The organism is Streptomyces sp. NPDC093089, from assembly GCF_044754405.1.
In the GTDB taxonomy this organism is placed as follows: Bacteria; Actinomycetota; Actinomycetes; order Streptomycetales; family Streptomycetaceae; genus Streptomyces.
In genome coordinates this window covers 461,983-480,073 of record NZ_JBIVPA010000006.1, presented here as the reverse complement: position 1 = coordinate 480,073, position 18,091 = coordinate 461,983, and the positions used below count along the sequence as shown (strand labels likewise).

Below are 18,091 nucleotides of genomic sequence, written 5' to 3'. Positions count from 1 at the left end.
AGAAAAGAGGACGATGCGGCGATGTTTGCGCGATCATCGGTGGCGCGATGGTTGCACCGGTGTGCAACGGGCGTCAAGAGCGAACAGTCCGGATTGAAAACGAAACAAAGGTTCCGTTGACCGAGAGGTTCACGAAGGACGGAGAAACCGTCCGTCGCGAAGCGAATCCCAATGAGGGCCACTCCGTTCCGGGGGGCCGGAGCCTCAGCCCGCCCCGCCGAGCAGTGGGGGAGCGACTCGGGTCGTCTACGGGGCTCGGAGCACCGGGCAGATCTCACGCGTCGGCCCGGCCCCGCTCGACCTTCCCCGCCGGCGCCGCACCCCCGGCGGGCGGGTGTCCCGCCGGACCACTGAAGCCGGGCCCGCGCCCCGGATACACGGAGTGCACCAGGACGTAGGCGCCGCACCGCTCTCGCGGACCGGGTCACGGCGCAGTCATGACCAGGCCCGGGCGCGGCGGCTGGAAGTGTATGCAATCCCTAGGCGGTGGCGGCCGATGACGCCACCGCCTAGGGGATGCGGCCACCCGTCCGCAGAAGCGATCCGTGATCCCTCGGCCCTCGCCGTGCACACTCTCCGTTACTGAGCCGACGAACCACGGCTGGTTGAAGCGACGTCGGGCGACGCGTCAACCCGGGCGAATCCGCTGTCGTGACGGGAGCGATAGGTGTCGCCCGTTTCCGCACCACGAGCCGGGCGCGGACGACGGCATGCTCTCGCCGGACTGTCGGCACATCCCCGTCGCCATACAGGTAACTCTCCGTCAGAAGAGTTCAAGGCCCGCCCACGCAGAGAGCCCTCCGCATCCTGGTGTAAACATACCGACCGGTCGTCCTTCGGTGGATCTTGCCCGAAACCTTGACAGTCATTCCCATCCTTCCCAAACTCTCGTCCCAAGCGATCGCGTTAACGCAAACACGAGAAGGTGACACCTCCTCGTAACGCAGCGGACACTTTCCGGCGGTGACTCCGGATCCTGTCCGGCGGTCGCTCTCTGTTGCGCATGCGCCCCCGTCGGGGCACCCCACCTATGGACATCTCTGTACGGAGGTCGCCCTACGCCTGTCCCATCCACCCCACCAGACACTTCCTCCCCTCAAACCACGAGGTACGCGATCATGCGACACCCGTCCTCGAGGACGTGCGCCCTGCTCACCGCACTCGATGCCGTTTCCCTGTGCCCCCTCGTCACCGCCGTCATCCAGTGGAGCTGCAACAACAACGCCGCCAACCAGAAGTGGCTCCGTACGGCTGCCTGACCGCCGTCCGGACCCCACCGAGCGGGCCCCGCCTCCCTGTCGGGATCCGCCGCACACGACTGCTCGGTCCGCACCACCCGGCCGCGCCGTCCCCTTCACCGCGCCCCCTCAGCGATGAACGACCGACTCAGGAGATCGACCATGCCCTCCACCCGTGAACAACACCCGAACCGTGCGCGCCGAAGAGCCGCGCTCGTCGGCGCCGCCGCCGTGGCCGCGCTCGTCACGACCGGCCTGACGCCCGTGACCTCCGTGGCGACGGAAAGCACCGGGCAGGCGGTGACCGTCCGCCCCGACCCGAGCTACCAGCAGCAGCCGTTCGAGGGCTGGGGCACCGCGCTCGCCTGGTTCGCCAACGTGACCGGAGGCTGGCCGGACGCCCAGCGCAACGCGCTCGCCGACGCCCTCTACGGCGCGGACGGCCTCGGCTTCACCATCGCCCGCTACAACATCGGCGGCGGCGACAGCCCCGAGACCACCCCCTACATGCGGGCCGGTGCCGCCGTCCCCGGCTGGTGGAACCGCCCCGGGGCCGAGTCCCCCGACTGGTGGGACCCGAACAACCCGACCCACTGGAACCCGAACGCCGACGCCAACCAGCGCTGGTGGCTCACCGCCGCCAAGGCGCGTGGCGCCGACAAGTTCGAGGCCTTCTCCAACTCCGCGCCCTACTTCATGACGAACAGCGGTCTCGTCTCGGGCAACTGGAACGCCTGGCACGACAACCTCCGCTCCGACCAGTACGAGCGGTTCGCCGCGTACCTCTCCGGCGCCATGAAGCGCGCGCAGGACGCCACCGGTGTCACCTTCGGCACCCTTTCCCCCATCAACGAACCGAGCACCAACTATTGGGGCGCGGGCGGCCGGCAGGAAGGATCCCACTGGAGTACTGCCTCCCAGGCCAACATGATCACGACCATGCGGGCCAAGCTGAACGCCGACGGTGTCAACACGCCCATCGCCGCCATGGACGAGACCAACCCGAACCTCTTCCGCACCAACTGGGACGCCTACAGCACCGCGGCCAAGGATGCGGTCGGCAAGCTCAACACCCACACGTACAGCACCGGCGGCCGTATCGGTGCCCGTGACATCGCCAAGGGGACGGCCAAGCCGCTGTGGATGTCCGAGGTGGACCTCGGCGGCAGCGTCGGGCAGAGCTTCACCGACATGAGCCCCGCCCTCGACCTCAGCCAGCGCGTCAACGAGGACTTCCGCGAGCTTGAGCCGAGCGCCTGGGTCCTGTGGCAGGCCGTCGAGGACTACGAGAACATGACGCCAAGCCGCGAGAACTCCAACTGGGGCCTCATCCAGACCGACTTCACCCCGGCCGACGCGGCCACCGAGCCGATCCGCAAGAACAAGAAGTACTGGGCGATGGCGAACTACACCAAGTTCGTCCGTCCGGGCGCCCGGGTCATCAACACCGACAACGCCGACACCTTCGCCGCCCTGCGGCCTGCCGGCCAGGGCGCGGTCGTCGTCCACACCAACCCCACCAACGAGCCCCAGCGGCTCACCCTGAACCTCTCCGGGTTCCAGACCGTGGGCACCGGTGCCGTCGAGCGCTACACCACCGACGGCACCAAGAACCTCCAGCGCGAGAGCGACCTGACCCCCGCCGGCAGGACGCTCACCGCCACCGTGGGAGCGGGCTCCGTCACGACGTTCGTCCTGCCCGGCGCGACGGGCGTGAACGTCTCCGACACCACGGCTCCCACCGGCGCCGCGCGGCAGCTGCTCAACGACAACAGCGGCAAGGCCCTGGCCGTCGCCACCAGCGGCGGTCAGAGCACGCTGGTCCAGCGCAACTCCAGCCCGACCACCACGTCGCAGCAGTGGACGTTCACCAAGCTCGCCTCGACCGACTGGGGCAACACCGCGACCTACCGGATCACGAGCGTCGCCAACGGCAAGGCGCTCGCCGCCCAGGGCGACGCCCTCGCCCTGGTGGACTCGGGCACCTCCGCCGAGCAGAAGTGGATGCTCTCCACCGCCGGTGAGGGGCACTACACCCTGGTCAACAGCGCAAGCGGCAAGCTCCTCGATGTCAGCGGCCAGTCCACCAGCGACGGCGCGCCCGTCGGCGTCTACCGTCCCACCACCGGGTCCAACCAGTCCTGGACCTTCCGCTCCGTCGCCGCGGACACCTGGGCGCCGCTGCGGATGCGGCACAGCGGGAAGTGCCTGGACGTGACCGGCGCCTCCACCACGGACGGCGCCCAGGTCATCCAGTACACCTGCGGCACCGGCACCAACCAGCAGTGGTCCCTGCGCCCCGCGGGCGGTGGCTACGTCAACGTCGTCGCCCGGCACAGCGGAAAGTGCCTCGATGTGACCGGTGCCTCCACCGCCGACGGCGCGATCGCCTTCCAGTACACCTGCGGCGGCGGCGCCAACCAGCAGTGGTCGGTGCACAGGTCGGCGGACGGGTTCATCACCCTGCTGGCCCGCCACAGCGGCAAGTGCCTGGACGTGAGCGGCGCCTCCACGGCGAACGGCGCCCAGGTCATCCAGTACACCTGCAGCACGGGCACCAACCAGCAGCTCACCACCTCCTGACACCTTGGGCTGGTCCGGAAGCCGGACGGCTTCCGGACCAGCCCTCCGGTGTCTTCGCCGGGCTGTGCGCCGACGGGGCTCACGCCCACTGCGGAGGTGGGGGTGAGCGGCCTTCGATCTGCGGCGCCCATGGCTTGAGAGGGCGGCACGACGACAAGGTCCGGTCCCATGCGGGCGGTGCGACCGCTGCGCCGGCGCCTGGATCGACTCCTCCGTGTCGGCCGAGGGCCTATCCACACGTGCTGACGCCGGGCCTCCGGGCCGCGTGGCGTCGCTGCTTCGTGGGTTCAGCTGTGTACGGAGGACGGTGAGGTCCTCGATCCCGGGATCACTGACGCGACCGTGGGTGATCCCGCCGCCCGTTTCCGACAGAGTCGGGGACGGCACGGAACCGTCCCCGCGAGTGCGGGGCCCGGGGCGGAGACATGAAGGGGCCGGAGAGCGGGCGGTGATCCGCTCCCCGGCCCTTGTCTCACGTCACCGGTCACGGCGAAGGCACGGCTGATCAGGCTGGAGTCGAACTGGCCGGGGTCGTGAGCCTTGTCGTCCCACTCGTCGGAGTCGGCGACGGCGAAGACGTCACGGGCGCGGACGTTGGTCTCGCGCTGCTGGCCGAGTGCGATGTTGGTCCAGAACTCGCCGGTGGCGAAGGACCAGCCGCGCCACTCTGTCACGCCGCCGGCCGGCATGGCGGAGTCGTCGATGCTCCAGCCCGACGGCGCGGTGGTCGTCCAGCCCTTGACGGTGGAGGGTATGCCCGTCTCGTCGACGCGGGTGTTCAGGGATGGGCGCACGGTGTCGAAGGCGTCCGGGGGCAGGGTGGGGATCGCTTGCCGTCCAGGTTCCACGCCGGGTTCGCTGGTGAACAGCACCCGCACTTTCGGTTCAGATCCGTTATGGATTAGTGGCACTGAGGGCGCCGACGCGGCACGGGGCACCGGCTTCTGTCCCTGCTCGCACGCCAGGTGGATCTTGGTGGTGAACCCGTCCCGCGACCTGCCCAGCCCGTGGTCGTCGGGTTCGTCGGCCGATCCCCCCAGGCGGTTCCTTCCGCCCGACGCCGTCCTGGCGGGCGTCGGCCGCATGCTGATGATTCCGGAAGATCGTGGAGTCGACGTTGAACTCCCCGGTGATCAGCCCAGACGCATCCGCTCTCGCCTGCAGCAGTGTCGGCAGGACGGTCTGCCAGGGTCCGTACTCGGACGGCAGATCACGCATGGCAGAAGTGCGCGTCCGGGACTCGCTCGCGGGGATCGGCCAGCTGACCCGAAAGGACATGGCGGAGCGAGCCGAAGATGGCGATGAGCGGTTGATCGGGCATCCTCGCAGGCGACACTGGCCTGCTGGGCGTGGCCTGGTAGCCAAACCCGCTTCGACAACGTCCATGAAGGAGACAGCCTCCCACGACGAGGAGAGCTGCCAGGCAATGGGTACGGTCGAGTTGCTCAGATGGTCGGGGCCCGGCATCGCACCGTACGCAACGACCTGGGCTGTTCCCAGCACCGTGACGGCTGCGAGCTCGGTGACGGCTGCGAGCTCGGTGACTGCGGCGAGTGCAGGCGCTGTCCACCGGCCCGTCGCTTCGGCCACGGCGTGAAGACCGAGCATGGTGAGAAGGGCGACGGACAGGTGGGCGAAGCGCGGTTCGCCGTCGGTTGCGAGGCCGAGAATGATGTGGATGAGCAGGGCCGTTGTCCCAAGAAACACATGCCAGCGTTCGGCCATCCGCAGCACCACCGGCCGCTCGGCCACGGCCGCGAGCCCCGAGGCGAGCAGCGCGCCCGTGTCATCGTGCAGGGCAAGAGCCAGGCTGCCGAGCGCGGGAAGGCCGACCGATACGTACCCCAGCCTGCAACGGAAGTCCCGTCCAGCCAGGACCGGGCCTTGTTGGCGTGGACAGCCTCCTCGTGGCCGAGGCCTGGCTCGTAGTTCTGCAGCACGGCCCGCACAGCGGCGGTCAGGGTCAACACACCGGGAACGAGCATCTTCACGGGGACGGCTCGTGGCCTGTCCATGCCGCGGAGCCAGGCCGGGGGAACGTCGGCCTGGCTCCGACAGGGACGGGTCAACAACCACGCCGGGGCCGCGACCAGCAGATATGGCCACGGCTGCCATCCCGGCAGCCAGTCACTGAAGCCGACGATCGACAGCACCTGCTGCATGCTGACGTGACGCCTCGGACTCTCACGCGCGAGGCGTCAGGGACCTCTCCGTGCGCAGGGAAAGCCACGTCGCCAGCAGTAGGAAGCCGGCCAGAGTGGCGAGTACGGTCAGTGCTGTACCGGCGTTCGGGGACCCTGGCGCGGAGCTCCACCAGTAGAGGGTCCACTGCGCGCCCTCGGGCAGTCTCATCCAGGCGGCAATCCAGTAATGCGGCACCCAGACGCGGAAATCCGTGGTCACGAGTGGCAAGGTGACCACAAGGGGACCCGCTCCCAGGACGGCTGCCGGGATGACGGCCCGGGCGACGGCGGCCCCGCTCGCGGTGAGCGTCGCGAAGAACGACAGCACGAGCAGCGCCCTGGCGCAGGTCGTCAGCGCCTCACTCCAGCTCGGAACGGCCGTTGCCACCTCCACAGGCTGGGACCCGACCGGGGGCTGTACGGAGTGACTCACTCTGAAGGCGGCCCAGAGCGCCACCGCGGTCACGGCCATGCCGAGCACGGCGAAGAACAACACGACCACGATCTTGCGTACCACCAGCAGCCAGACACGCCCCTGATGGAGACGCACAAGCGGCCACGTTCCGCTTTCCAGACCCTCGGCCAGCACCACCCCGCACAGCATCGCTACGCATACCAGCCCAAGCAGGGAGGAGTAGTGCCACGCGGCCGCTTGCAACGCCCCGGCCGGAGCGGCCAGCGCGGTGATGCTCGCGTCCAGGCCGTTCGCCCCGCGCTGGACGCCGTCGAGGTACGAGAAGACCGCACGCACCGTGGCCGCGGCAGCGAGCAGGACCGTCAGCACGGCAGCCGGTAGGACGGCCAGCCGTGCTTCCGCCCGCAGCGGGGCAATGATCCGCATCATGGTTCCGTCCCTCACACCAGGTCACGCGGACGGGTGCGCCACGCCTGCCACAAGGCCAAACAGAGCAGCGCGACCCAGGGCAAAGCCCGCACAGCTGCCGGGGTGGCCGAGTCAGCCGACGGCGAGGTCCACAGGTGGTCGTAAACATTCAGCCCGGGCAACAGGCCCATTGCGTCGGCCAGCACCGGCCCGGGCAGCCATGACATGACAGGCGACGCTGCGACAGCCAGGACCAGCACCCCGACGAGGAGAGTGCGCAGCGGCAACCGTACGACGGCCGCCAACCCGACGGCGGCCGAGCAGGCCACGCCGAGCACGAGCAGACCAGTGCCCACCCGTGGCCACGTGTAGGCCGAGACCTCATCCGGCACGACCATCTGGTGGAGCGGGAAGGTACGGCGCGTGTGCATCACTGCCAGAAGCCAGACCCCTACCGTCATCGCCGCGGCCACCAGCAGGGACCACAGCCAGAGCACAGCGGCCTTGGCGGACAACAACCGCCACAGCCGCTGCTCCTGTAGCAGCAGCGGCACCGCTGTGCCGCGAGACCACTCGCCGGCGGTGAAGAATGCTGCGAGGACAAGGATCGCGAGCAGGCCGGGTGCGGTGGCGAGCCACCCGAAGGTCCAGCCGAGGGCGCCGAGAGAGTGCTGAGCAAGCCCCATGTGTTCGGCGGTGGCCGTGAATCCGGTCTCGATGTTCTCGTACGCCGTGCGCGTGCTTTCCAGACCGGCCAGGCAGTCCTTGAGGAACTGATCGGCGGGGACGTCCGGTGGAAGGTTCGACGCGTCCTTCGCGCAGCCTTCCGGGGTCAGACGCGCGAGCCCGGCACGCACGTTCCGCAGGTTGTTGTACGCGAGGCGCTGCACGTTGAGCGTCTGAAGAGTTATGCCGACAGCCAGCAGGAGGAGCATGGCCACGGGGAGCAGGCGCGGCAGTGTGCGGCGCAGTTCGCAGCCGAGGAGACGCAGCCACGATTTCATGCGGCCCCGTTCCCGTTCCCCTGGACGCAGGCGCGGGCATCGGTCCGCTGTTGAGCGAAGAACCAGTCCTCCAGGTCCTGCGGTCCGTTCGCCGCGCCGAGACCGAGCTGCTCGACCGTCCCTGACGCGCTCACCACGCCCTGCGAGATCATGACGATGCTGTCGCACAGCCGGGCGATCTCGTCCAGCTGATGACTGGAGATCAGGACTCCTGCACCACGGGCGGTCTCTTCGGCGATGATGCCGCGTATCTGGCGCACGCCCGCGGGATCAAGGCCGTTGGTCGGCTCGTCCAGGATCAACAGGTCCGGTTCCTTCATAAGAGCCGCGGCAACAGCCAGCCGCTGACGCATTCCCTGCGAGTACGTACGGACTCGGCGCCTCGCGGCATCAGCAAGGCCGACGCGTTCCAGTGCGCGGTCGGCACGGCCCCCGTCGGGCAGGCCCGCGGTGTCCAGGAGCACGCGGAGCATGCTGTGTCCGGTCATCCACCGGTAGAAGGCGGGGGCGTCCAATGCGGCACCGACCCGGGCCAGAACGGGAGGACGCATCGGCAAGGCGTGGCCGAGTACCTGCACGGCGCCCGCGGTCGGAGCGACAAGGCCGGTGGCTATACGCATAAGCGTGGTCTTGCCCGCCCCGTTGAGGCCGAGGAGGCCGGTCACCTGACCGGCCTCCACGCTCAGGGACACGCCGTCCAGCACGGTGCGCTTACCGTACGTCTTGACCACACCGCGACAGGAGAGAACGGGTGTCATGAAAGGGAGATTCCTTAGTAGCCGGTGACGCGGTAGACCCTGAGGTTGAGCTCGTCGACCACGCCGCCGGACGGGGTGGAGGCAACCCTCGCGTAGTAGTAGCCGTTGCCCTCGCCGGTGTAGCTCTTGGTGTAGGGGTCGTTGTCACACGACCAGTCCCGCCAGGCCACCCACTCGTCGAAGCCCGTGACCGACTTCTTGAAGTCGTAGGCGATGCGTCCCCCATGGCGGGTCACGCACAGGTTCTGGGTGATGTACTGCGTGTTCGTGCCGACCGCGTACCAGGTGGACGTCTCGTCTCCCGACACCGCCGAACTGAGGTATCGGTTGGACGTGCTCCACGTCGCTGCGGAGGCGGTGGTGGCGACAGCGCCAACCGCGAGAGCGGCAAGCAGAGTGGTGATGCCCGCGCGACGTATGCGGGCAGAGGCGAGGCTCATAAGCACTCCAGAGGAAACCGGCGGTCTTTCGCCGATATCGGGTGGGGGGTGCGCCGGGTCGGCCGTGTGCGGGGCGACCGTTCCGGCTGTTGAGGGGTTGCGTCCGGCCATCTGGCCGGGGACAGATTCCATGCGGGACGGCTGGGGTCGACCATCCGTCCCGGCCTCGTGTCCAGGGAGAAGGCTGCCGTCTGACGAGCAGTCATGTCGGCTGGCGGGTAGCCATGTTGACGTAAACATCTCCTGGTGTGAGCGTGTCGGAGTGGATTCGCGCTGTCAAGCGTTTCCGATCGCTGCGATCTGGCTTCTGGGGGGGCGAGACGCTACGCACTGACGGCCCGCCAAGTGGAGCAACGTCTTAGACGTCATCTCAATTGGTGAGTCTGCGGTAGCAGATGAGGGTGCAGTCGATTGGACGTCGACCGTGACATGGCCCTCGTGCTCGACGCCCGGGTCGCGCGCCCGGTGGACATCCGGCCGCCGGTCGCCGACGCCGGGTTCGAACGGAGCGGGGTGTTCGCCGAGGTGACGTACGAGGGGGTCACCGGCCTCGCGCACCTGCTGACGATGTCGCTGGACCTGCGGATCGCGCACCTGGGGCCTGCCGCCGAGCGCGGGGCCGTAAGGACCTGGGTGGACTCGTACTGGAGCCGGCCGGGCGGTGTCTGCGCCCTCGGTCACGTCTTCCGGGGCGAGCGGGCGCTGACCGGTCCGGTCCGGCACCCGACGCCCGGCGACCTGGCCGCGCTGGTGGTGCGCGCGGGGTGTCCGCGTCCGGAGGGGGAACGGCCCTCGTCGACTTCATGCCGTCGGCAGGCCCCTCGCCGGCGCTGGCGCCGGCGGTTCCCTCGGGAGGCACCGGGACGTTTCTCCTCACGCCCGAGCGCGGCACCTGGGACCTCGTGTACGGCGCGCAACCGGAGCAGGAGGGGCCGGCCTACAACTACTTCGTCCTCGGCCGCTCGTTCACGCCCGGCTCCACCACGGTGCACACCTTCGACACCCCGGTCTTCGGCCCGGTCCTGGACTCCTCGCCCGGCGCCCGACCCGTCGCGCAGCGCACCGGCGACCCCTTGGACCTGACGGTGCCGCTGCTCGCCGACGGCGAAGGCCACGCGGGGGCCTCGCCCCTGTTCACGGCTTCGACCGTCACGCTGCACCGCAACGGCACGCTGGTCGCGACCCGCCGCGGCGAGAAGCCGGGGCACGCCTCGTCCACGGTGCCGGCGGGGCGGGCCGCCTACCGGCCGACGGCGAGCGCGACACGGCCGCGCGGGAGCGTCACGGCGACGTGTACGTTCACCTCCGCCGCGACGGCCACCGCCACCGACCTCCCGCTGAGGGCCGTACGCTTCGGCCCCGATCTCGCGCTCGACGGCACCGCCCCCGCGCACACCACGAGCCGGGTGGCGGTGACGGTGGAGGGCGCCGCCCGGCTTTCGGGGGTGCGGTCGCTGACCGTGTCCGTGTCGACGGACCGGGGCGCCACCTGGACGCGGGCGGCGCTGACCGGCGGACGGATCACGGTGACGACGCCGGAACCCGGCAAGGCGGTGTCGCTGCGCGTGGAGCTGACGGACGCCCACGGCAACACCCTCACCCGGACTCACATCGACGCGTACGTCATGCGTGCCGCCACCGGGGCGCGCTGACGTTCGTCCCTCGTCCGGTCGGGAAGGCCAGGCACCCCCGGGGCCCTTCGGTCTTGTCCGCCGCGTCGGGCCGGGAGCGGGGGGCCGTTTCAGAGACATCCGAAACGGCCCCTGACCTCTTCAACGGGACGGGCACACCGGGTCGGTCGACTGGTCCGGCAGGTAGGCCGTGCGCTCCTGCGGGGTCAGGTCCCGGCCGGCGTTGCGGCAGACGGTGGTGAGAGCGGCGTCGGGCTGGGGGAGGTCGATGTTCCAGAGCCGTACGGTGGAGTCGCCGCTGCCGGTGGCGAGGGTGTGGCCGTCGGGGCTGAAGGTCAGGGCGAACACGGCGCCGAAGTGTCCGAGCAGGGTGGTGAGGGTCCGGCCGGACGCGACGTTCCAGAGTCGTATGGAGGCGTCGATGCCGCTGGTGGCGAGGGTGTGGCCGTCGGGGCTGAACGCCACCGTGTGCACCTGATCCGTGTGTCCGATCAGTGTGGTGCGGGTGTCGCCCGACGCGACGTCCCGCAACCGGGCGGTGCGGTCGTTGCCCGCCGACGCGAGGGTGGATCCGTCCGGGCTGAATGCCACCGTGTTCACCTGGTCCGTGTGTCCCTTCAAGTACTCACGGTTCGCGCCGGTGTCCGTGTCCCACAGGCCGACCCTCGTGTCGCCGGACGCGGTGGCGACCGTCTTGCCGTCGGGGCTGAACGCCACCCCGTTGACTCCGTCGGTATGGCCCTCAAGGACTGCGCCGGGCGTGCGCGTGCGCATGTCCCACAGTCGCACGGTGTAGTCGGCACTGGCGGACGCGAGGGTGCGGCCGTCAGAGCTGAACGTCACCCCGTTCACCGCGTCCCCGTGCTCGGTCCAGGACTTGATCAACTTGCCTGTTTCGGCGTCCCACAGTTCGACGGCCCCGGCCCAGTCACCCGTCGCCACGATGCTGCCGTCCGGGCTGACGGCCACGGCACCCACCGAGCTGTCGCCGCCGCCGTGCAAGGTGTGCCTGACCGCTCCGCTGCGGACGTCCGACAGGTGGGCGGTCGTGTCCAGACTGCCGGTGGCGAGGGTGCGGCCGTCCGGAGTGAAGGCCACGGACATGACGGCGCCGGTGTGTCCGGCTCGGAGGGGCCGTTCCGTACCGGAGGTCGTGTCCCACAGCCGCACTGTGCTGTCGAGACCGCCCGAAGCGAGCGTGTGTCCGTCGGGGCTGAAAGCCACTGCGTTGACGTTGTTCGCGTGGCCGACGAACCCCGTGAGGGCCGCGCCTGTTGCCGGGTCCCAGAGCTGCACGGTGTTGTCGTCCCCGGTGGCCACGGTGCGGCCGTCGGGGCTGAACGCCAATGCTTCCGGAGTGCCCTCGGTCTGGGAGTCGCGGCTCTCCCCGGTGGTCGTGTCCCACAGTCGCAAGGCGCCGTCGGCGCTGACGCTGGCGAGGGTTTCGTCGTGGCTGAACGCCACGTCGTACACCTCGCCTTGCAACGCGTCCAGCTTCCTGCCCTCCTTGCCGAGGCCGACATCCCACAGCCGCACGGTCGCGTCCGCGCTGCCGCTGGCGAGCGTGTGTCCGTCGGGGCTGAACGCCACGGAGTAGACGATCTCTTCGTGTCCTTCGAGATTCGTGCGGAGCGCGCCCGTGGCCGCGTCCCACAGCTGTACCTTTCCGTCCCCGTTGCCGGTCGCGATGGTGTTTCCGTCCGGGCTGAACGCCAACGCGGCCACCCCGGAGGAGGGTTCGGTGATGACGGTACGGTCGTCGCCGTCCCCGCTCCACAGCCGCACGGTCCCGTCCTCGCCGCCCGTGGCGATGGTGTTTCCGTCCGGGCTGAACGCCAACGCGTACACCTCGCCTTCGTGCCCCTCCCGAGTGGCGCGGAGGGTGCCGTCGTCCGCGTTCCACAGCCGCAGGGTCTGGTCGTCCCCCACGGTGGCGAGGGTCTTGCCGTCGGGGCTGAACGCCACTTGGCGCACGGCTTCGGTGTGACCGTCCAGGCGCTGGTGCTCCGGCAGCGCCGCCGCGTTCAGCAGGGCCTCCCGGGACTCCGGGTTGTGGTTGGTCCGGTAGGCCCGGACGGCCAGCAGCGAGGCGAGTTCGGGGTTGGTCCCGATGAGCTCGGCCGACTCCGCGGCGAGCTGTCGTGCCTGAGCCGCCTCGCTGGCGGTGACTGCGGTCCGCCATTGCCACAGCGCGCCTCCGACGGCGACGAGGGCGAGGACCAGCAGCGTGGCGAGCACCGTGTTGAGACGCCTGCTGCGACGGATGACGGCGTGCTGACGGTCCTTGCTGGCGGTGAGGAAGGCCGTGATGTCGCCCGGCAGGCGGTGCTTGCGGGACCAGTCGAGGCCTTCCGCGAGTGCCGTGCCGGCCAGCAGGTCGCCCGGGTCCTTCTTCTCGGCCCAACGGGCCCGGCGCTCGCGGGTGCTGTCGAGCCACTCGTGGAAGCGGCGGTCCTGGGCGAGCCAGTCGTGCAGGGTGCCCCAGTCGCGGATGAGCGCGTCGTGGATCAGCTCGGCCACGGGCCGGCGGGGAGGGCCGTCCGAATCCTCCGAGGTGGCGGGTGTCTGGGTGGTGATGATCCGGTGGCGGGCCAGGGCGGCGATCACGTCGTCGGCGTCCTGGTGTCCGTCGGGTGCCCCGTCCGGGTCGCCCGCCAGGTCGCGGAGTTCGTCGAGCGGGACCTGGGCGCGGACGGCGGGGGCCCGGCGCCGGGGGTCCTCGGGGCGGACCAGGGACGTCAGGATGCGCCGGGCGACGGGGCGCTGTCCGTCGGACAACCGCTCGAGCGCGGTGTCGCACCACTAGGTCAGGCTGCCGCTGACCGCTCCGATGCGGTGGTAGGCGTCGTGGGTGAGGAATCCGTCCTCGCGTCGGTCCCACAGTTGTTCGAGGGTGAGCTCCAGCAGGGGGAGGACCGTGGCGGGCACCTGGCCCTGCGTGCGCCCGTCGGGGGTGGTGGCCAGCACGTCGGTGATGATCTGTTCGGGCAGTCCGGCCTGGAGGCGGGCTCCGACGTCGGCCGCGGGCAGGGTGATGATGTCGTGCAGGTCCTTCTTGCTCAGGGTGTTGGGGACGTTGAGCAGCCCTGGCTTGGCCGCTTCCAGCAACAGGGGTGCCTGCGCGGCGAGTTGGGGGTAGAAGTCGTCGCGCATGACCAGGATCACGCTGAGCCGGACGTTCTCGTCGACCGCCGTCGCGAGCTGTCGTGCGAGAGGGACGCGGTCCGGCGGCCGGCCGTCGTCCGGGGCGGGTGTGAACAGCTCCTCGAACTGGTCGACGACGATCACGACGCGGCCGCCGTCAGGCTCGGCCGCGAGCCGACGGGCGACCGCCGCGCCGAGCCCGTCCGCGGCGGCTCCGGGGAGCCCGGCGCGCTCGAGTTCGGCCGACAGGTCCTGCCGCGGGCGGGCGAGGACGGGGGACCAGCGGTCGCTGCCCGGCAGCTCGCCCACCGCGAGGGCGCGCAGCACGCCCGCCTGGACCAGGGAAGACTTGCCCGACCCCGACGGCCCGAGGAGGAGCGTCAGCCGCCGCTGCCGGGCCAGGCTCGCCATGACCTGCTGTACGGCGTCGTTCCGGCCTTGGAACCACCGGGCCTGTTCCAGCGTGAACGATTCCAGGCCCCGGTACGGGCAGATGCTCCGGACGGTCAGTTCCGGGAGGACCTCCCGCAGGGTCTCGGTGGGGGTGACGTAGGCGATGCCCTGGCCTCGCTCGAAGGCGTCGGGCGCGGTGATCTCGGTGAGCATGCCGACGACGAGGCCGGTCACCTCGTCGAGGACGGGCCCGCCGCTGAAGCCGGTGGTGAGGTCGTTGGCGACGGTCAGTTGCAGGTGGGGCCCCCTGCCGCCGGTGTCCGGCAGTACGTCGCCGGCCTCGCCGTAGCCGAAGTGCCCCTCCGGCGGAGCCTGCGCGGGGAACCCGAAGGAACGGATACGGTGCCCCCGGCAGTCCGCCGCGGCCCCCAGCGGCAGCGGAGCGACCCCGGCCGGCGGGTGGTGCAGCCGGACGACCGCCACGTCCTCGAACTCGGGGCCGCGCCACGCGTCGTCGAGGACCCGGCCCTCGAACCGGCTCTCACGGGCACCCTCCGCGTGGGGGAAGGCTGCCGCGACCTCCATGCCGGGGCCGCTTCCCGCGGCCTCGACGACGTGCGCGCAGGTGACGAGGAGTCCCTCGGCCACGAGGAAGGCCGCGCCCGCCACCCTTCCGTCCGGTCCGAGGACCTGGGCCACGGAGCCGGGAAGCCCTTTCGTGCTGCCGGGCATCGTGCATCAGTCCTCGTCCGCGGGTGGAGGCGTGTAGATGGCCTCGCGCTCCCAGGAGACGGTCACCTTCAGATGGCCGGCGGCCCGGCTCTTCGTGATCACCGCCCCGGCCTCGACCGCCAGGTCCACTCCGAACTCGACCGTGATCGCGTCCGGCCTTGCCCTGCGCAGCTGTTGAAGCGTCGCACGGGCGGCGTCGGCGACGGGTTCCAGGGAGGTCTGCAGCGTCGACGGCAGCTCGCGCATGGCGTCGCCGATGCGGCCGGCCTTCACCGGTCCGCCCGTCGCGGACGGGTCCTCGACCAGGACGGAGCCCCCGCCTTCCAGGGGAATTCGGGTCAGGGATGTCACAGCGCCTCCTCCGTACGCTGGGCTGGCGCGTGCCGGCGCAGCCGCGTTCGACGGTGGTGGGCGGATCCGCCCAGGGCTCGTAACCAGCGTCGTCGATTTCGGCGTCCGTCGCATCCCGGGCGCCCACAGTGACCGCTGCGGTCGGTCGGATGCGAGTGGTGCGAACTCTTGCCGGATGCGGGTGGTGCGAACTCTTGCCGGGGTGGGTGGTGCGAACTCTTGCCGGGGTGGGTTCACCTCTCTAATGTGAACCTTCAAATCCAGGGAAACTCTTGCTCCTGGCTTCGTTGGGGGATGTGCTTTGAACGATCAAATTCGTCAGGGGCCGGTGCCCGGCTACCTCGACCACGCGAGGGTCGGGCCGGTGACGGGGGAGGCGGCCCGGGCGCTCGTCGGGGCGGTGGGGCTGGCCGCGCGGTGCGGGCCGGGGGAGCTGGGGAGGCTGTTCGAGCTCAGCGACGCGGCGCGGGGGTCGGCGGCTCGGCTCCTCGGGGCGCGGTCGGACGAAGTCGCGCTCGCGCCCTCCACCAGCAACGGCCTGTTCAGCGTGGCCGCGGGCCTGCGGGGGCCGGGAGTCGTGCTGGTGCCTAGGGACGAGTTCCCCGCCAACGTCTATCCGTGGCTCCGGTTCGCGGGCAGGGGAGGGCCGGAGGTGCGGCGCTTCGACCCGGACCGGGGGCGCCACGTCACTCCGGAACTGCTGCGCCGTCACCTGACGCCGGAGGTCAGGGCACTTGCCGTCAGCGCCGTCGACTCGCTTTCCGGGCACGTGGCGCCGCTGGCGGCGCTCAAGGAGGTGCTGGGGGAGGACCGGCTGCTCATCGTCGACGCCATCCAGGGGCTCGGCGCCGTGCCGTTGGAGACCGATGCCGCGGACGTCCTGGTCAGCGGGGGACAGAAGTGGCTGCGGGCCGGTTGGGGAGCGGCGCTGCTGCTCGTCCGGGACCGGTGCGCGGAGCGGCTGGAGCCCGGGCTCGGAGGCTGGGCCGGCGTCACGGAGCCGTTCGCCGAGCGGTATCCGGCGCCGTCGTTGCCCGGGGCCGCCGCGCATCTCGCGACCAATCCGGACTTCCCGGCGGCCGCGGCCCTCGGCGCGGCCGTCGACGGACTGCTCGCGGGGGGCGGTCCCGACGTGGTCGGCGCCCGAATCCGGGACGTGCTCGCCGAGTTGCTCGACCGGGCGCGGCGGGCGGGGGCCGAGGTCCTGCTCGACGGGCTCGGGCGGCGGGAGCGGGCCGGCATCGGGGCCTTCCGCCTGCCCGGCCACGACCCCGCGGCCGTGCACCGCGCGCTGGAGGCGGGCGGGGTGATCACCACGCGCCGCGGCGAGTGGATCCGGCTCTCCCCCCACGCCTCCACCACGGGCGCGGCCGCGGACCTGTTCACCGGTGTGCTGGAGGCCCTCGCCCGGGGCGCGTCCCGCACCCGTACCCGTACGACCACCCACACCCACACCCACTCCCAGGAGTCGACATGTCCCACCACCTGAGCCGACGTCAGATCCTGCACCTCGCCTCCGCCTCCGCCGCCGGGTTCGGCCTCGCCGCTTGCGGCGGCGGCGGATCGGGCGCCGGGGCGTCGGGCGCCGACGGCGACAGCGGTCCGATCACCGTCTGGAGCTGGACCACCGCGGCCGAGGCGCTGCGCGGGGTCGTCCCGTCCTTCGAGCGGGACAACCCGGGGATCGAGGTCGACGTGCAGGACCTCGGCAACCCGGCGATCTGGGACAAGATCACCGTCGGGCTCGCCTCGGGCGGCAAGGGTCTCGCCGACGTCCTCCACATAGGCGTCGACTACCTCCCCGGCTACCTGGAGAAGTTCCCCGCGGGCCTCGCCGACCTGTCCAGACTCGGGGCCGACCGGTACAAGGACGCCTTCGTGCAAGGCCTGTGGCCGACCGTCACGGGCAAGGACGGCGCGGTCCACGCGATGCCGTGGGAGGTCAACCCCCTCGGCCTGTTCTACCGGCACGACTACTTCGAGAAGGCCGGTGTCGACCCCGCCTCCCTCGGCAGCTGGGACGACCTGATCGCCGCGGGGCCGAGGATCCGCGCGGCCACCGGCGCCCAGCTGCTCGGACTCGACAAGCCCGGCACCACCCAGGACATGGACTTCTTCCAGAACCTGATGCAGCTCCAGGGCGCCTTCTACTTCGACGGCGAGGGCAGGGTCACGCTCGGCTCGCCGCAGGCCGTCCAGGCCCTCACCGTCATCAAGCGGCTCGACGACGCCGGCCTCGTCGCCGACACCGCCGGCCAGGGCACCTGGAAGCGCCTGGTAGGCCAGGGGAAGCTGGCCACCGCGCCGTACCCCGCCTGGGCCGTCGAGTACCTGGCCACCAAGTTCCCCGCCCAGAGCGGAAAGTGGCGTGTGATGCAGCCGCCCGCCGCCGTGCCCGGCGGAGGGCGCAGCGCCATCGTCAACTCCACCTACCTGACCGTCTCCGCGACCAGCAAGCGCCGCAAGGCGGCCTGGCGCTTCGTCGAGTACGCGCTCACCAAGCCGGCCGAGATCAACCGGATGTTCGCCTCCGGCGGCGTCTTCCCCGCCCTCAAGGCGGCTTACACCGACCCGAAGTTCAGCGCGCCGCACCCCTTCTACGGCGGCCAGGCCGTGCTGCGCTCCTTCGTCGACACGCTCGGCTCCGGGGCGGACGCGACCAACTTCACCGGCGACTACAGCCGCGCCCTGAAGCTGGCGAGCGACGCGCAGAGCCAGGTCCTGATCAAGGGCGCCGATCCGGCCGAGGTGCTGAAGGCCGCGGCCGAGCAGCTGGCCCGCCAGACCGGCCGGAAGCAGGCGGGCTGACCC

General features: G+C 70.7%; 12 protein-coding genes and 1 pseudogene. 5 read left to right on the top strand and 8 right to left on the bottom strand.

Annotation, left to right across the window (positions count from 1 at the left end):
- Positions 1–1,118 precede the first annotated feature (1,118 nt).
- Positions 1,119–1,259 carry a hypothetical protein gene (locus ACIQFX_RS17230; protein WP_402463822.1) on the top strand — a complete coding sequence of 47 codons (141 nt, stop codon included), beginning with the start codon at positions 1,119–1,121 and terminating at the stop codon, positions 1,257–1,259.
- 141 nt (positions 1,260–1,400) lie between these two features.
- On the top strand, positions 1,401–3,821 hold the full coding sequence (locus ACIQFX_RS17225) for an RICIN domain-containing protein (RefSeq protein ID WP_402463820.1): 2,421 nt from the start codon (positions 1,401–1,403) through the stop codon (positions 3,819–3,821).
- A gap of 287 nt (positions 3,822–4,108) precedes the next feature.
- On the opposite strand, the gene ACIQFX_RS17220 is transcribed toward ACIQFX_RS17225, so the two are convergent.
- The 5 genes from ACIQFX_RS17220 to ACIQFX_RS17200 form a co-directional block, all read right to left on the bottom strand.
- Positions 4,109–4,669: a hypothetical protein gene (locus tag ACIQFX_RS17220; protein ID WP_402463818.1), complete on the bottom strand. Its 561-nt coding sequence runs from the start codon at positions 4,667–4,669 to the stop codon at positions 4,109–4,111.
- A gap of 1,336 nt (positions 4,670–6,005) precedes the next feature.
- Positions 6,006–6,848, bottom strand: coding sequence for a hypothetical protein (locus ACIQFX_RS17215; RefSeq protein WP_402463816.1), 843 nt, complete (start codon positions 6,846–6,848; stop codon positions 6,006–6,008).
- A gap of 11 nt (positions 6,849–6,859) precedes the next feature.
- Positions 6,860–7,831 carry a hypothetical protein gene (locus tag ACIQFX_RS17210; RefSeq protein WP_402463814.1) on the bottom strand — a complete coding sequence of 324 codons (972 nt, stop codon included), beginning with the start codon at positions 7,829–7,831 and terminating at the stop codon, positions 6,860–6,862.
- On the bottom strand, positions 7,828–8,589 hold the full coding sequence (locus ACIQFX_RS17205) for an ABC transporter ATP-binding protein (protein ID WP_402463812.1): 762 nt from the start codon (positions 8,587–8,589) through the stop codon (positions 7,828–7,830). Before ACIQFX_RS17205 ends, ACIQFX_RS17210 begins: the two co-directional genes overlap by 4 nt.
- Positions 8,590–8,603: 14 nt before the next feature.
- The gene (locus ACIQFX_RS17200; protein ID WP_402463810.1) at positions 8,604–8,897 is read right to left on the bottom strand and encodes a hypothetical protein; all 294 of its coding nucleotides are present in this window, start codon (positions 8,895–8,897) and stop codon (positions 8,604–8,606) included.
- Positions 8,898–9,793: 896 nt separating this feature from the next.
- On the opposite strand from ACIQFX_RS17200, the gene ACIQFX_RS17195 reads away from it, so the two are divergent.
- Entirely contained in the window at positions 9,794–10,681 is an 888-nt protein-coding gene (locus tag ACIQFX_RS17195; RefSeq protein ID WP_402463809.1) for a hypothetical protein, read from the top strand.
- Positions 10,682–10,801: 120 nt separating this feature from the next.
- Here ACIQFX_RS17195 and ACIQFX_RS17190 read toward each other — a convergent pair whose 3' ends face one another.
- From ACIQFX_RS17190 to ACIQFX_RS17180, 3 genes and pseudogenes are all read right to left on the bottom strand, one after another.
- Positions 10,802–12,133, bottom strand: coding sequence for a WD40 repeat domain-containing protein (locus ACIQFX_RS17190; RefSeq protein ID WP_402463860.1), 1,332 nt, complete (start codon positions 12,131–12,133; stop codon positions 10,802–10,804).
- A gap of 60 nt (positions 12,134–12,193) precedes the next feature.
- Positions 12,194–14,929, bottom strand: a pseudogene (locus ACIQFX_RS17185) (trypsin-like peptidase domain-containing protein); the annotation flags it as partial.
- Between the two features lie 6 nt (positions 14,930–14,935).
- Positions 14,936–15,280 carry a CU044_2847 family protein gene (locus ACIQFX_RS17180; RefSeq protein ID WP_402463807.1) on the bottom strand — a complete coding sequence of 115 codons (345 nt, stop codon included), beginning with the start codon at positions 15,278–15,280 and terminating at the stop codon, positions 14,936–14,938.
- 301 nt (positions 15,281–15,581) lie between these two features.
- On the opposite strand from ACIQFX_RS17180, the gene ACIQFX_RS17175 reads away from it, so the two are divergent.
- Both ACIQFX_RS17175 and ACIQFX_RS17170 read left to right on the top strand, forming a co-directional pair.
- The gene (locus tag ACIQFX_RS17175) at positions 15,582–16,769 is read left to right on the top strand and encodes an aminotransferase class V-fold PLP-dependent enzyme (protein WP_402463804.1); all 1,188 of its coding nucleotides are present in this window, start codon (positions 15,582–15,584) and stop codon (positions 16,767–16,769) included.
- A complete protein-coding gene (locus ACIQFX_RS17170) occupies positions 16,754–18,088 on the top strand; it encodes an extracellular solute-binding protein (protein ID WP_402463802.1) in 1,335 nt (444 codons plus the stop codon). Before ACIQFX_RS17175 ends, ACIQFX_RS17170 begins: the two co-directional genes overlap by 16 nt.
- Positions 18,089–18,091: the final 3 nt, after the last annotated feature.